At 67.7% G+C, this 15,522-nt stretch carries 9 protein-coding genes; 7 read left to right on the forward strand and 2 right to left on the reverse strand.

The window, feature by feature from the left end; all coding sequences use genetic code 11:
• Window positions 1-20: 20 nt before the first annotated feature.
• Genes ACWRN3_RS05300 through ACWRN3_RS05310 form a run of 3 tightly spaced genes read left to right on the forward strand, consistent with a single transcriptional unit; the run spans window position 21 to window position 7,269 of the window.
• Entirely contained in the window at window positions 21-437 is a 417-nt protein-coding gene (locus ACWRN3_RS05300; protein ID WP_255172697.1) for an MGMT family protein, read from the forward strand.
• Window positions 434-3,763: an ATP-dependent helicase gene (locus ACWRN3_RS05305; RefSeq protein ID WP_476740039.1), complete on the forward strand. Its 3,330-nt coding sequence runs from the start codon at window positions 434-436 to the stop codon at window positions 3,761-3,763. Before ACWRN3_RS05300 ends, ACWRN3_RS05305 begins: the two co-directional genes overlap by 4 nt.
• On the forward strand, window positions 3,760-7,269 hold the full coding sequence (locus ACWRN3_RS05310; RefSeq protein ID WP_476740040.1) for a UvrD-helicase domain-containing protein: 3,510 nt from the start codon (window positions 3,760-3,762) through the stop codon (window positions 7,267-7,269). The genes ACWRN3_RS05305 and ACWRN3_RS05310 overlap by 4 nt, the downstream gene beginning before the upstream one ends.
• 60 nt (window positions 7,270-7,329) lie before the next feature.
• Here the strand turns inward: ACWRN3_RS05310 and ACWRN3_RS05315 are convergent, their stop codons facing one another.
• The gene (locus tag ACWRN3_RS05315; protein WP_324642501.1) at window positions 7,330-8,598 is read right to left on the reverse strand and encodes a macrolide 2'-phosphotransferase; all 1,269 of its coding nucleotides are present in this window, start codon (window positions 8,596-8,598) and stop codon (window positions 7,330-7,332) included.
• Window positions 8,599-8,740: 142 nt separating this feature from the next.
• Here ACWRN3_RS05315 and nudC point away from each other — a divergent pair, with 142 nt between their 5' ends.
• The 3 genes from nudC to ACWRN3_RS05330 are packed head-to-tail and all read left to right on the forward strand — an operon-like array spanning window position 8,741 to window position 12,610.
• Window positions 8,741-9,763: an NAD(+) diphosphatase gene (gene nudC / locus ACWRN3_RS05320; RefSeq protein WP_476740041.1), complete on the forward strand. Its 1,023-nt coding sequence runs from the start codon at window positions 8,741-8,743 to the stop codon at window positions 9,761-9,763.
• A gap of 55 nt (window positions 9,764-9,818) precedes the next feature.
• Window positions 9,819-11,954, forward strand: a complete 2,136-nt coding sequence (locus ACWRN3_RS05325; RefSeq protein WP_476740042.1) for an ATP-dependent DNA helicase UvrD2 — start codon at window positions 9,819-9,821, stop codon at window positions 11,952-11,954.
• Window positions 11,951-12,610, forward strand: coding sequence for a YgjP-like metallopeptidase domain-containing protein (locus ACWRN3_RS05330; RefSeq protein WP_476740043.1), 660 nt, complete (start codon window positions 11,951-11,953; stop codon window positions 12,608-12,610). Before ACWRN3_RS05325 ends, ACWRN3_RS05330 begins: the two co-directional genes overlap by 4 nt.
• A gap of 59 nt (window positions 12,611-12,669) precedes the next feature.
• On the opposite strand, the gene ACWRN3_RS05335 is transcribed toward ACWRN3_RS05330, so the two are convergent.
• Complete coding sequence (locus tag ACWRN3_RS05335; RefSeq protein ID WP_255172691.1) at window positions 12,670-14,103, reverse strand: zinc-dependent metalloprotease; 1,434 nt, start codon at window positions 14,101-14,103, stop codon at window positions 12,670-12,672.
• Between the two features lie 136 nt (window positions 14,104-14,239).
• Between ACWRN3_RS05335 and ACWRN3_RS05340 the strand changes: the two genes are divergently transcribed.
• Window positions 14,240-15,451 (forward strand): YlbL family protein, encoded by a 1,212-nt coding sequence (locus ACWRN3_RS05340; protein WP_476740044.1) that lies wholly within the window; start codon window positions 14,240-14,242, stop codon window positions 15,449-15,451.
• Window positions 15,452-15,522: the final 71 nt, after the last annotated feature.

Below are 15,522 nucleotides of genomic sequence, written 5' to 3' on the forward strand. Positions count from 1 at the left end.
ACTGCGGCTAAATTGGATCAATGCGGAATGAGTACGTCCAAGCGGTCCTGGCCGTCGTGGGCCTGGTACCGCCGGGGGCGGCCGTATCCTATGGGGACGTTGCCGAGCTCCTGGGTGCGGGCGGCCCACGCCAGGTCGGTTCCGTCATGAGCCACCATGGTGGCGCCGTCCCTTGGTGGCGCGTCCTGAAGGCCAGCGGCCACGCACCCCCGGGGCACGAGGCCGAGGCCCTGCTGCTTTACCTTGAAGAAGGCACCCCGCTGGTTGGCGACTACAGTTCCTATCTCCGCACGGGGGAGGGGCGGTGGCGGGTGGATTTGGGCACGGCACGCTGGGCGCCAACAGACAGTGATTTTGACAGTATCGACGCAGTTGCCGAGGAACTGGAGCGTCGGCTCCACAGGTTGTCGGTGCCTGATGATGGAATGATTTTGTGACCGTAACAATTCCTTTGACCGGACCCTGGGACCCGCACCGGCAGGAGCCGGAAGCAGGCAGGGAGCCGGCTTTCCCCGTGCCCGGAAGCCCGGACGGCGGGAGCGCCGCGCAGGCCACCACCGCCCTCCGGTTGCTGCCGCCCCGGCGGGTGCACGCCGAGTCACCCGTGCTCACACCTGACCAGCAGGCAGCAGTTGACGTCACCCAAGGTTCCGGACCGGTCCTGGTTCCGGGTGCACCAGGCACGGGAAAGACCACCGTCCTCGTCGAGGCCGCGGTCCAACGGGTCTTCCGCGACGGCGTGGATCCAGAACGCATGCTGATCCTTGCGCCCACCCGGCTTGCTGCCGACTTCCTGCGGGACCGTTTCACTGCCCGGCTCGACAGGAGCCTCAGCACCACTCCTGCCAGGACATGGGCCTCGTACGCATTCGACCTGATCCGCCGCGCCAAGGCTGAAGGCGTCATACCGTTGTCCAGGCCGCCGCGCCTGCTGTCAGGCCCTGAACAGGACCTCATCATCAAGGAACTCCTTGAGGGCCACAGGCTGCCGGGCCTGGAACTGCCGTGGCCGTCCGATCTTGATGGCGCCCTGGAAACCAGAGGGTTCCGCCAGGAGGTGCGGCAACTCTTTGACCGCATCATTGAATCGGGCCGCACGGCTGAGGACCTTGCGCAACTGGCGGACGCCTGCGGCCGGCCGGACTGGAAGGCGGCGGCGCGCCTCTACGCCGAGTACCGGGACGTCCTTGACCTGCGGATGCCCGAAGCCTTCGACCCCGCCGGTATCATCACAGCCGCCCGGCAGATCTTCCAGGACGCGCCGGAATTCCTCGCAGCGGAACGTGCCAGGCTGCAGGTTGTCCTGGTGGACGATATCCAGGAAGCAAACCCCGCCATCTTCGAGTTGCTGGCGGATATCGCCGCCGGTAAAGACTGCTACGTGACGTCGTCCCCGGACACTGTGGTCCAGGGATTCCGGGGCGCCCGGCCGGACTTGGTGGCTGAACTGCCCCGGCTGCTGTCAGCCCAGTCGACGGTCCTCGAGCGTCCGCTGTGGAACTCCCACGGCCTGGCGCCTGCAGTGGCAGAGGCGTGGTTGAATGTCGCAGGCCGTATCTCACAGCGGGCAGGCGGCCAACTGGCCCGCCGCCTCAGCCGGCCCGGCCATGACGGTGAACCCGGCAGCGTCGAGGCCCACCTTGTCCCTACTCCGGTGCATGAGCTGCGGTACGTTGCCCAGCGGATCCTGGACCAGCACATAAACCACAATCGAGATCTCGCGGATATGGCAGTGATCGTGCGCAACGGCGGCCAGGTCAGCGAGTTGCAGCGCTATTTGTCCGGGCAGGGCATTCCCGTGCGGGTGCCCGTGGCTGAATCCGCGGTGCGCGATGAGGTAGCTGTACGTCCGCTCCTCGATGCGTTCGCCATTGCGCTGGATCCGGAGCTTTTGACGCCCGAAGCCGCGGTGTCCCTCCTCACCTCCCGCATCGGCGGCGCTACCTCCATTGAGCTGCGCAGGCTCCGGCAATCGTTGCGGCGCGAGGAACTCCTGGGCGGCGGGGGCCGCGCCAGTGATGCGCTGCTGGTCCAGGCCCTGCTTGAGCCGGGAGCATTGGGGGCGTTGGGGATCGAAGGGCGCGCTGCACGGCGCACGGCGCGGATGATCCGTGCGGGCCGGGAAGCAGCCGGACTGCCGGGTGCCAATGCCGAGTCGGTACTGTGGGCGCTCTGGGACTCAACGGGCCTGTCGTCGGCCTGGACAGCGACAGCTTTGTCGGGAGGACCGCACGGGGCGCGGGCTGACCGCGACCTTGATGCCATGATGGCGCTCTTCCACACCGCGGAACGCTACGTGGACCAGATGCCCGGCGCCGGCCCCGAACAGTTCCTGGAGTACCTCCTCAACCAGGAGCTTCCCATGGACACCCTCGCCGCCCGGGCCCAGCTCGATGACGCCGTGGAGTTGATGACGCCGGCCAGTGCAGCAGGGCGGGAATGGCCCGTAGTGATCATTGCCGGGCTGCAGGAGGGGGTGTGGCCCAATACGAGGCTCCGCGGTGAACTGCTCGGCAGCACCCTGTACGCGGATGCCGTGGAACACGGCCCGGAATACGCCCTGCAGCGCGATCCCCTCAGCCGTCTGCGGGATATCCGCTATGACGAACTCCGCAGCTTCTCCACTGCGGTGTCCAGGGCACGCGAACTGCTGGTCTGCACGGCGGTTTCGTCGGAGGACCACCAACCGTCATCGTTCCTGGATTTTGTTTCACCACTGGGACCGGAAGGCGAGGGCCGGGCTTTCACCCAGGTGGAACGGCCCATGACGCTGCGCGCCCTGGTGGCGGAGCTCAGGCAGCATGCCCAGCTCGACGCCGCGGCGCCGCAAGCCGCGGAAGCCGCCAGGGTCCTGGCGCATCTCGCAGCGGCCGAACCAGCCGTGGCCGGAGCCCACCCTGGCAGCTGGTGGGGACTCGCCCCGTTGACCACCTCCGAGGCTGTGGTCCCGCCCGGGGGAACCGTGTCCGTGTCCCCGTCGAAAGTGGAAACGGTGCAGAAGTCGCCGTTGGACTGGTTCGTCCAGGCAGCGGGAGGGGAGCCTGCCACAGACTTCGCCCGAAGCCTGGGCACCCTGGTGCATGCAATCGCGCAGGACATGCCGGACGCATCCGGATCCGAGTACGTTGCTGAACTCGTGCGCCGGTGGCCCGCGCTGGGCATGAAGGACAATTGGGAGGGCCGGCTGGACTTCCAGCGCGCCGAGTCCATGGTGCGGAAGCTGGCGCAGTATCTGCTGTCCATGAGAGACGAGGGCCGCAGTCTGCTGGGTGTTGAACAGGACTTCGAAGTGGCCCTCGGCGGAGTGGCGGTGGATGAAGCTCCGCCGCGGGAGTCCGTGCTCCGCGGCCAGGTGGACCGGCTGGAAATCGATGGGGAAGGCCGGCTGGTGGTGGTGGACCTCAAGACCGGGAAGAGGCAGCCGGGCAAGGACGAACTGTCCCGCCATCCGCAGCTGGGCGCCTACCAGGCAGCAGTGCTCGCCGGCGGGTTTGACGCCTCCGGCGGCGGCCAGGGCCTGTCCGGCGGGGCCGTGCTGGCGCAGCTCGGGACCGGGGCAAAAAGTCCCGCCATCCAACAGCAGGAACCACTCGACCCACAGGAGAACTGGGCATTGGATATGGTCAAGGAGGCCGCCGCCGTCATGGGTGGAAGTGAATTCATTGCCCGGCACGATCCCGCCAAGGGCAGCCACGGCGGTCATGGTTGCCGGCTTCCCGAGGTGTGCCCGCTGTGTGTGCGTGGACGGCAGGTGACCGAATGAGTGGGGCACTCCCTACTGCGGAGGCCACCCCGGCCGTGCGTTTCAGCCCCGAAGAACTGTCCTTGCTGCTCGGCGAGAAGAACACCCCCACGCCCGAGCAATCCGCCATCATCTCGTCCCCCTTGGCGCCCCGGCTGGTCATCGCGGGCGCCGGATCAGGCAAGACCGCCACCATGGCCGACCGGGTGGTATGGCTGGTGGCCAACGGATGGGTCACCCCTGAGGAAGTCCTGGGCGTGACCTTCACCCGCAAAGCTGCGGGTGAACTCGCCAGCAGGATCCGGTCAAAACTCCTTGCGCTGCAGCGTCTTGCCGCGAAGGACGACCACCGGGAGCTATTCCCGGCAGGGCTGGTCAGCAGTGACGCATTGGAGCCCAAGGTGTCCACCTACCACTCATTCGCCAGCGGCATCGTTTCCGACTACGGGCTGCGGCTTGGGGTGGAGCGGGACGTGGTTCTGCTGGGGGGTGCGCAGGCCTGGCAGCTTGCCAGCGAGGTGGTTGAAGCCTACGACGGCGAATACCAGCACTTCCGTGCGGCCAAGTCCACCCTGGTGAAGGCCGTCATCCAACTGGCCGGTGAATGCGCCGAACACCTTCAGGAACCCGAAGACGTGGAAGCGTGGCTGATGGCGCGTCTTTCGGAGTTTGAATCCCTGCCGTACCTGGCCGACAAGAAGAGGAACACGCCAAAGGCCGCGTTGGACCTCGGCGGTATGCTGCGGACCCGGGCAAGCGTCGCCGACATGGTGGGCCGCTACGCCGCCGCCAAACGGGCCCGCGGGGCACTCGATTTCGGCGACCTTGTGGCCCTCGCTGCCAAGGTGGCGCAGGATGTTCCCTTGGCGGCCCAGATGGAACGCCAAAGGTACAAGGTGGTTCTGCTCGACGAATTCCAGGACACGTCGTATGCCCAGCTGGTGCTCTTCTCCCGCCTTTTTGGCGGCGGCCATGCCGTGACGGCGGTCGGCGACCCCAATCAGTCGATCTATGGTTTTCGCGGCGCTTCGGCGGGGCAGCTGTTCCACTTCGTTCGCGAGTTTCCCGTGCGCACCGGGGGAGCGGGGGAAGGAACCGGCTGGGCGCCCGCCCCGACCTCCTACCTGACCACTGCATGGCGGAACGGCCGGTCGATCCTCGCAGCTGCCAACGTCATGTCCCAATCCCTGGGCCGGACAGCTGCACATCATGGACCTGCCGGAAGCAGGCCGGCTGCTGCTGAAGTGCCGCCGCTGCAACCGAGCCCCCACGCCGTGGACGGAACCGTGGTGCTGGGGCGTTTCGCCAGCGACGTGGAGGAAGCTGCTGCCTTGGCTGACGATGTCCTGCGGTACCGCGTGACGGACTTCGAGCTGAAGCCGGACGGTACACCGGAGCCCCCGGCGCTCGCCGTGCTGTGCCGCCGGCGCGCGCAGATGGAGCCCGTCCGGCGGCAGTTTGAGGCCCGGGGCATCCCCTACGAAATCGTGGGCCTCGGCGGCCTCCTGGACACTCCGGAAATCGTGGACCTGGTGGCCACGCTGCGCGTCCTTGCAGACCCCGGCCGGTCTGATGCCCTCATGCGGCTTATCGCAGGTGCCCGGTGGCGGATAGGACCTGCCGACCTCATGGCCCTGCGCGACTGGTCCAGCCAGCTGGCACGCAGCCGGGGGAAGGCCGCACAGGGGTTCGACGACGACGTCCAGGACAATGACAACGACGAAGCAGATGCCCCCGTCCTTGAGGGTGACCTGACCGACGGAGCCAGCCTGGTGGAGGCCCTGGACTTCCTGCCCCGGGACGGATGGACCTCGTCCAATGGCCGCACCCTCAGCCCGGAGGCGCGCAGCAGGCTTGCCAGGTTGTCAGCCGAGTTGCGGCAACTGCGCGGCTACCTCGGGGACGACCTCACCACGCTCCTGGGGGAGGTCGAAAGGGCCATGCTGCTGGACATCGAGGTCGCCGCCCGCCCCGGAATCAGCATTCACCAGGCCCGCCGCAACCTCGACGCCTTCCAGGATGCGGCTGCAGGGTTCCTCCGCACCTCCCAACGGGTGGACATCCTCGCTTTCCTGTCCTGGCTTGAGGCTGCGTCGGCGGAGGAAAACGGATTGGAGGCGCCAGCCAGCGACGTCAACCGGGAAGCCGTGCAGCTCTTGACGGTGCACGCTTCCAAAGGGCTGGAGTGGGACGTCGTGTTTGTTCCGGGCATGAACGCGGGCGCCTTTCCCAGCGACCGGGACTCCCGCTGGAGCAGCGGTTCTGCTGCCCTGCCATGGCCGCTTCGTGGGGACCGGGCAGACCTGCCGCAGTGGGACCTCGACCAGCCGGACCAGAAAGGCTGGCTGGATGCCGAAAAAGAGTACAAAGCCGGGGTGCAGGCCCACGGCGAGTCGGAGGAACGCCGGCTGGCTTACGTTGCCTACACCAGGGCCAAACATGTCCTGTGGGTGTCCAGTGCCGCCTGGGTGGGATCGCGGGCCGGCCGCGCGGAAATGTCCCCGTTCCTCGCGGAACTGGAAGCCCTCACGCAACCGGCTGATGGCGGATCCAGGGTGCCGGCTGTTGTCCATCCGTTGTCGCTGGAAGAGGCAGCGTTGCCCCAACAGAGCCCGCTGACGCTGGAAACGGAAGAAGCCCGCTGGCCCTACGATCCTCTTGAAGGACCTGTCGACCCACGGACGGGTGAACGCCTGCGCCTGGCCAGCGGGCGCAGGACAGCCATGGAAACGGCGGCGCAGCAGGTGCTCGGAATACTGGCCGCCGGTTCTGCCCGGCTGCTTCGGACTGAGGGGACAGGGCAGGCAGGCAAGCCCGGAGAGGAAGACAGATCACTGCCCGGGCTCACTGGGGCAGCTGCAGGCTGGGCACGCGAAGCTGCGCTGCTGCTGGAGCGCAGGGCAAGGAGGTCAGGCGGCCAGGATGTGCACCTGCCCACCCATATATCGGCTTCCACCCTTGTTGACCTTGGAGACGACCCCACGGCAGTGCTGGGCCGCCTGCGCCGCCCTGTGCCACGCGAACCGGGCATGTCGGCGCGGAAGGGCACGGCGTTCCACGCCTGGGTAGAGGAGTATTTCGGAAAGGCCGGCATGCTGGACCTCGGCGAAGCACCGGGTTCGGACGACCATATCGATGCTGCCTACGACCTTGATGAGATGGTAGCCACCTTCAAGGCTTCCCCGTGGGCCGACAGGTCACCGGCTTTCGTTGAGGTTCCCGTGGAAACCAGGGTGGGCGAAGTGGTGGTGCGCGGCCGGGTGGACGCAGTGTTCCAGGACGCTGACGGCCGCTGGGATCTGGTGGACTGGAAGACCGGCCGGCGGCCGTCGGCAGAGCAGCTGAAGACCCGGTCGGTGCAGCTGGCGGTCTACCGGCTGGCTTGGGCGCGCCTCAAGGATGTTCCGCTGGAGGAGGTGCGGGCGGCATTCTTCTACGTTGCTGACAACGCGGTAGTGCGGCCGCACGACCTGGGGACGGCGGCCGACCTGGAGGGAATCGTTGCCGCTGCGATTACCCGGCCTTGAGGCTGGGCCCACACCTGGGGAACACCACGGTGGTGCCTCAGGGGGCCCGGCCTGTCGGGCTCAGCTCCGGTTCGCGTTGATGACCGAGATGGCTGCCGTGGACGTGTCGTCCGCCGCCTTGGTTTCTCCGGCCCGCACCTCCGCGGCCTCAGCACCCGCGGCTGGCTCCACCGGGATAGGGGCCACGTGGACGGCGGGCTGTGCATGAACTGCTGCCGGCGACGGGACATCCGGCATGGCATCTGCTGCCGGTTCGACGGGGACCGGGATGACCGTCACTGCGGGACTGACCGCTGAACTGCCATGTGAGGGAGCCGGGACTGCAGCCGGCGTTCCGGCCGCCGCGGGTGCGGCTGCTGCAGGTGCGGCGGGAGTGCCTTTGGCCGGCAGCGGCTCCACACTGATCGGCTGGCCGCCGAATTCGGCGATGTCGCTGGCAAGGCTCTCGAGCATTCCCTCGGCCTCGCTGACCATGTCGTGGTCGCCGGCCGCCAGGCCCTTGACCAGGTACTGCGCCAGGGCGAACTCGGCTGACAGGGCGGCCCGGCGCAGCAGGTGCTGGTCCGGCACGTCGCGGCGGCTGGACGTGTACGACTTCAGTACGGCATCAATGAAGTCCTGTTCGTTGGAGGCCACCAGCCAGGCGAAATCGTCTGCGGGGTCACCGATGCGCAGGTCCGTCCAACCGGTTACCGCAGTCACCCGGCCTGACTCCACCAGCAGGTTGTCCTCGTGCAGGTCGCCGTGGACAACGCAGGGGTTGAACCGCCACAGGGATACGTCCTCCATGGCATGTTCCCAGCGGCGCAGCAGTGCGGCCGGGATCTTGCCCGTCGTTGCCGCCTGGTCCAGTTCGTTCAGCCTCCGTTGGCGGAACTCATTGGGGGTGTAGCTGGGGAGGTCGGCGTTGCTGACCAGCGACCGGGGGAGGTCATGGACCGCGGCCAGCGCGGAACCGATCTCGCGGGCGAGGCCTGACGGTCCGGAGGTCAGCTCTTCCACGCTGCGCGTGCTCCCGGACAGGTGCGAGTAGACGAATGTGGTCAGGCTTCCCAACCGGACACTGCCGGCGACCGTTGGCATCAGGAACGGCAGTTCGGCCCGGACGGCGGGAGCGAAGGCGCGCAGCACCAGGAACTCCGTTTCCAGCCGTGCGCTGGCTTCGGCGTGCCGCGGCGACCGGACCCGCCAGCGCTTGCCTTCGGAATCGAGGAGCAGGGCCGAGTCGAAGTCCGCGGGGTCGTCCGGCGCAGAGCTAACAGCTGTCGGGGTCAGTCCGGGGACTGCCGCGGTTGCAATCGCCGCCAGTTCAATCGGTTTTCTTCTCACCGTTCCACGGTAGATTGCGCGCCGTCCCAGACGGCGGTCTGGCCGCGGCGAGTCTCGAGATAGCTGGAATTAGGGGGCACCCCGGGGCGGATGGGGCCCGGCCAAAATGTGAAATGTCTGTAGCAGTCAGTACGGTGGAAGCATGAGCCACACGGAGTCCGCTGTAACCGTCCATCAGGCTGTGCCGGCGCCGCTGCCGGCGAACCATCTGGTGGACACCCTGCTCCCGGTGAGGCCGGCACTGGTGGACCGCGGATCAGCCGCCCGCATCAGGGCCGGGATGATTGATGACCTGCTGGCCGGGCCGGACGCGGTGGCCGCAGTGCTGTCAGGCCGGCAAGGCCTGGTGCGCGGCAGCAACCTGGTCCTGACCGGGGCCAGGGAACTCCTGGCACACCTCAAAGAGGCGGGATCAGCGCCGGAGCTCGTGGTGTACCTCGGATCCGCCCTGCCTGCTTCGGACGTTCCGGCGGGGACCGAGCTGCTGCTGTTCGTCCTGCCTGCTCCTCCGGAACCCGGCACGGCCGGTATTCCCGCAGACGCTTCCTGGGCCGGCTTTCGGGACGTCGCAGCAGCCTTGACGGCCACCTCCACAGCCCTGTTCGTGGAAGCCAGCGCCATCGCCAACTGGCATGCAGCCCACACACACTGCCCCCGCTGCGGCACACCAACGGACGTTGAAGCCGGCGGCTGGGTACGCCGGTGCCCGGCAGACAAATCTGAACACTATCCCCGGACCGACCCCGCCATCATCGTCACGGTCGTCGGCCCGGACGGCCGGCTGCTCCTTGGCGGCGGTGGCCCCGTGGACGCCCGGAATTACTCCACCCTGGCCGGGTTCGTTGAGCCGGGGGAGTCTTTGGAGGAAGCTGTGGTCCGCGAGATCCAGGAAGAGGTGGGCGTCCGGGTCACCGCCTGCCAGTATCTCGGCTCGCAGTCGTGGCCGTTCCCGGCCTCCCTTATGCTTGGATTTACCGCCGTCACCGAGGACGCCCAGGCAACGCCCGACGGCGTGGAGGTCACCAGGGCCCGCTGGTTCAGCCGCGAGGAACTCCAGGAAGCGGTGCTCAGTGGTGAGATCACCATTTCCAGCAGGCTCTCCATTGCCCGCTCCCTGATTGAGCACTGGTACGGCGGCCGGATCCAGGACCGGACCGGCGACTAAGTTATTCCATCCACCAGACTCCAGCACGCGGTAGTCGAGAAACAAAGCAGCAGAAGTGACTACAGAAAATTTTGACGGAGCAGCCTCCCTTGAGGACCGGATCCTTGGGGGGCTTGACGCAGAACAGCGTGAGGTGGCCAGTACGCTGAGCGGCCCGTTGTGCGTGCTGGCCGGCGCGGGAACCGGAAAGACCCGTGCCATCACCCACCGGATTGCCTATGGCGTCCACTCGGGCGTCTACAGCCCGCAGCGCCTGCTCGCCGTGACCTTCACTGCCCGGGCGGCGGCAGAGATGCGAAGCCGGCTGCGCGACCTCGGTGCCGGAAATGTGCAGGCCCGGACGTTCCACGCCGCGGCCCTGCGCCAGCTGCAGTTCTTTTGGCCCCAGGCCGTGGGCGGCACGCTGCCCAACCTCCTGGACCACAAGGCCCAGATGATTGCAGAGGCCGCCCGGAGGCTCCGGCTCAGCACGGACCGGGCCTCCATCCGCGACCTTGCCTCTGAGATCGAGTGGGCCAAAGTGTCCATGCTTACGCCGGCCAATTACCTTGAAAACGCGCAGGGGAGGGGCGCTCCTGGCGGGTTCGACCTTACTGCGGTGGCCCGCGTCTTCCAGTCCTACGAGGACGTCAAGACGGACCGCAATGTGATCGACTTCGAGGACGTCCTGCTGATCACGGTGGGCATCCTGCAGGAAGATGAGAAGGTTGCTGCAACCGTCCGGGAACAGTACCGGCACTTCGTCGTGGACGAGTACCAGGACGTTTCCCCGCTGCAGCAGCGGCTCCTGGAGCTCTGGCTCGGCGGCCGTGACGAACTGTGCGTGGTGGGCGACGCCAGCCAGACCATCTACTCCTTTACCGGCGCATCGCCCAGGCACCTGCTGGACTTCAAAGCCCGCTATCCGCAGGCCAATGTAGTCAAGCTCGTCCGGGACTACCGGTCCACCCCGCAGGTGGTGAAACTGGCCAATGACCTGCTGGCCGGCCGCCGAAGTGGTGGCCCTGCCGCCGACGCCGCCTGGGCAGCCCCCCTTCAGCTTGTGGCGCAGCGCCCCGCCGGGCCGGCCCCCCAGTTCACCGAATGCACCGATGACGAGGCCGAAGCCGCCACGGTGGCGCAGAAGATCAAGGCATTGCTCGACGCCGGGACTCCCGCCAGCGAGGTGGCCGTCCTTTTCCGCACCAACGGCCAGTCCGAAGCCTACGAACAGGCGCTCGCGGCGGCAGGAATCGGCTACCAGCTCCGGGGAGGCGAACGCTTCTTCGCCCGCAAGGAGGTCCGGGACGCCATCCTCCAGTTGCGCGCAGCCACCCGGGCCGTTTCAGAAACCGATACGCCGGAACCCCTGGGCCAGCTGGTCCGGGACATCGTCTCGTCCCTCGGGTACACGGATTCTGCCCCGCACAGCGGAGGAGCCCTGCGTGAGCGGTGGGAGTCGCTCGCTGCGCTGGTGGCGCTCGCCGATGAACTCGTCCAAAACCGCGGTCCAGAGTTTGGCCTGGCGGATTTCGTCAACGAACTCCAGGAACGCTCCCTGGCCCAGCACGCGCCCACCGTCCAAGGCGTGACGCTCGCTTCCCTCCACGCAGCCAAGGGCCTGGAATGGGACGCCGTCTTCCTGGTGGGGCTCAGCGAGGGCCTGATGCCCATTTCCTTCGCGGACTCTCCCGAATCGGTGGATGAGGAACGCCGGCTGCTGTATGTCGGCATCACCCGGGCCCGTGAGCACCTGTCCCTCTCGTGGAGCACCGCCCGGACCCCCGGCGGCCGCGCCAACCGGAAGCCGTCCCGGTTCCTGGACGGGCTGCGGCCTGACTCGGTGGCAAGTTCAAGTGCCCGCGGAAAGGGAACCCCGCCCCGCCGAAAGGCTGCCGCGCCCGCTGTGTGCCGGGTCTGCGGCACCATGCTCGCCACCGGGGCCGAACGCAAGGTGGGCCGCTGCAACGCCTGTCCCCCCACCTACGAGGAACAGACCTTCGACGCCCTGCGCAACTGGCGCCGCGAGGTGGCCCAGTCGGCGGATGTCCCCGCGTTCGTCGTCTTCACGGACGCCACCCTCACCGCCATTGCCGAAGCCAGGCCGGCATCGCTGGAGGAGCTCTCCGGCCTCGCGGGCGTCGGCCCGTCAAAGCTGGAAAAGTACGGGGAAGACGTCCTCCGGGTTCTTGTCGAAAGTTCCGTACTGTGAGGCGGGGCAGCCCGGCAAGCAGCAGCACGCAGCAGGCAGCAACACTGACCACATCCCACGGTTCCCCGGTTGAGGTACGGCGTTCTGCCAGGCGCACGCGGACGGTGGCCGCGTTCTGGGAGGACGGCACGGCGGTGGTCGCCATTCCGGCCCGTTTCACTGCTGCCCAAGAGCGGGAGTGGGTGCAGCGGATGCTGGCGAAGCTGCACAAGCAGGGGGAGCGGCGGGCTGCAGCCGGCCGGCGCCGCCCCGCTACCGATGATGCCCTTGCAGCCCACGCCGCACAGCTGTCGGCACAGTACCTCGGCGGCAGGCCGGCGCCCACGTCCGTCCGTTGGGTCAGCAACCAGAACTCCCGGTGGGGCTCCGCCACGCCGGCCGACGGGACCATCCGGCTGTCGGACAAACTGCGGCCCATGCCGCAGTGGGTCATCGACTACGTCCTGCTGCACGAACTGGCCCATCTCCTGGTGGCTTCGCACAACGCCGCATTCTGGAAGCTGCTGGAGGCCTACCCGGAAACTCCGCGGGCCAAAGCATTCCTGGAGGGCGTCTCGTTCGCCACTTCCCGGGGGCTGGAGGGGCTGGACAAGGACGGCACGGCCGGCAGCGGCGACGCCGGCCAGCCCATGTCCGGAACACCGATGGGGCGTTAAAAACCCCGGTGGGCCAGGACTTCCTGGCCCACCGGGGTCTTTATCGGCGTCTGGGGGTGTCAGTTTTTGGGCTCTCCGGTTTCGCCGTCGTCGTCCTTGTCCCCGGCATCTTTGGTGTCCGCTGCTCCGCCCTCTTCAGCGGAAGTATCGTCAAACCCGCCACTGAGCAGTTTCTGCAGGGCGTCGTCAACTTCGCTGTCGCTGGCCTCGGCGAGCTTGCGGCGTGAGCTGAAGCCTTTCGGATCGTCCAGGTCTTCGGCGGTGGGCAGCAGGTCGGGGTGGTGCCAGATGGCGTCCCGGCCCTCGATGCCGCGTTCGTCCTTCAGCGTGGCCCAGAGGGTGGCGGCATCGCGAAGCCTGCGCGGCCGCAGCTCCAGCCCCACCAGGGAGGCGAAGGCGTGCTCGGCGGGACCACCCGTTGCCCGGCGTCGCCGCACGGTTTCCCGGAGCGCCCCGGCCGACGGCAGCACCTTCTCGGTGGCCGCCGCAGTCAGTTCGTCCACCCAGCCCTCCACCAGGGCGAGCGCCGTTTCGAGCTTCTCCAGGGCCTGTTCCTGCGCCGGGGTCCGCTGCGGCATGAACACACCCTGGGACAATGCCTCCTGGATGCCCTCCGGGTTGCTCGGGTCCAGGTCGCGGGCGAGTTCCTCGATGCGCGAGGTGTCGATGTGGATGCCGCGGGCGTAGGCCTCGATGGCGCCCAGCAGGTGTCCGCGCAGCCAGGGAACCTGCACGAAGAGCCGGGCGTGGGCGGCTTCCCGCACGGCAAGGAACAGCCGGATATCGTTCTCCGGCAGGGACAGGCCCTCGCCGAAGGCGGCAACGTTTGCCGGCAGCAGTGCCATTTCAAGGTCGGCCAGCGGGACGCCGATGTCGGTGGAGCTCACCACGTCCTTGGACAGGGCGCCGATGGCCTGGCCCAGCTGCATGCCGAAGATCGCGCCGCCCATGTTCTGCAGCATGGAGGAGGCGCCGCCCATCATGGACTTCATCTCTTCCGGCATCTGCTCCGTCATGGCGGAGGACAGCGCATTGGCGATGCTGTTGGCCACGGGTTCGGTCAGCCGCTTCCAGGTGCCCAGGGTGGCCTCCACCCACTCCGCGCGCGACCAGGCCTTGCCGATCAGGCCGGTGGCGGGCAGGTCAGTGACCGGGTCCAGCCACAGCTCGGCGAGGCGGAGGGCCTCGTCCACCTCCCGGGACTGCTGCGCCGAAACCGACGGGTCGGAGCTGCCGGCGGCTACGCGCCGGGCGTTGTCGTGGGCCAGCGTCCAGTTGACGGGCCCCTCGGACGGTGCGCTCATCATGGCCTGCACCTGGGAGAACATCTGGGCCAGCAGGTTGGGGTCGTCTGGCAGGCCGGCAGCCTTGGCGAGTTCGGAGGGGTCGAAGTTTTCCATCCCCTTGCCGCCCATCAGGTTCTGCAGCATTTCGGTCAACGGATCCTTGGGGGTGTCGTCGCCGTTGGACGGATTGAGTGGGTTGGAGGTCATGGTCCCGCCGATCGATGGTGTGACTGTTGATCAACCTTCACGGTACCCCGGTGGGGGTCGGCTGTCTGCCGCCCGCCGCCGTCGTTCGCTCTAGGCAAAGCCCCCCGGCCCGCCGCCACCGCGTACTGTTGGTGGGGTGACTACAACCCGTGGCGGCCATCCCTCCGAGGACCACGTTCCCGACGTTTCCCCCTTCTCCAGCCCCGGACCCTTCGGGGCCGGCAGTCCGCCGGAAAGCCCGGGCGGAAGCGGTGCGGCGGGCGCGGGCAGCAGTGTCAGGGCGGCCGACGGCGGACGCCCGGGCAGGCGGCTTTCCACCATGATGGTTGCCGGGCTGGCCGCGTTGGGGCTGGGGATTGCCGTGGGCACCCTTCCGGTGCCTTACGTGATCGAGTCGCCCGGGCCCACCTACAACACGCTGGGGGAGAGCCAGGGGCATCCGGTGATCAATGTCAGCGGCCACGAGACCTATCCCGCTGCCGGGAGCCTGGACCTGACCACCGTGTATGTCGACGGCGGCCCCACCGGCTCCGTCAGCATCCTTAACGCCTTCTCCGCGTGGCTGGACAACTCCAAGGCCGTCTACCCGGTGGAACTGATCTATCCCACGGGAACCACCAAGGAGGAGGCCCAGGAGCAGAGTGCGGTGGCCATGGCCACGTCCCAGGAGAACGCGGTGGCCTCCGCCCTGAACGAACTCAAGATTCCGTTCGGCCAGCAGCTCCAGGCCGCGGGCCTGTCCAAGGATTCGGCATCTGCGGGCAAGATCCAGCAGGGCGACATCCTCAAGTCCATCAACGGCAAGGAGATCACCTCACTCTCCGTCATCCAGGATGAACTGGCTGCGGGCAAGGGGGCCCCGGCCGCGGTGACGGTGGAACGCGCCGGCCAGCCTGTTGCCCTCGAGGTGACGCCCAAGGACAACGGCCAGGGCCGCTTCATTCTCGGCGTCATGCTGAAGTACCTGTTTACTTTCCCCTTCCAGGTGCAGATCTCCCTGGACAAGGTGGGTGGCCCCAGCGCCGGACTCATGTTTTCGCTGGGCATCATCGACACGGTGACGCCGGGCGACCTCACCGGCGGCAAGCACATCGCGGGCACCGGCACCATTTCGCCGGACGGTGCGGTGGGCCCCATTGGCGGCATCGGCCAGAAGATGCGGGGTGCGCGCTCGTCCGGAGCCTCCCTGTTCCTGGCGCCCGCCGCCAACTGCGACGAGGTTGCCGGACACATCCCCGACGGCCTCCAGGTGGTCCGCGTGGAGAACCTCGCAGAAGCGCGGCACGCGGTGGAACTGGCCGGGAGCGGGCAGGACACATCCGCACTTCCGGCGTGCACGGGCAAATAGGCCGCCTGCGCCATGCATAGACTGGGCCCAAACAGTTTCGACAGGAACTAAGCTTTACCGCCACTCGTGGC

The sequence above is a fragment of the Pseudarthrobacter sp. rb genome (assembly GCF_056389225.1).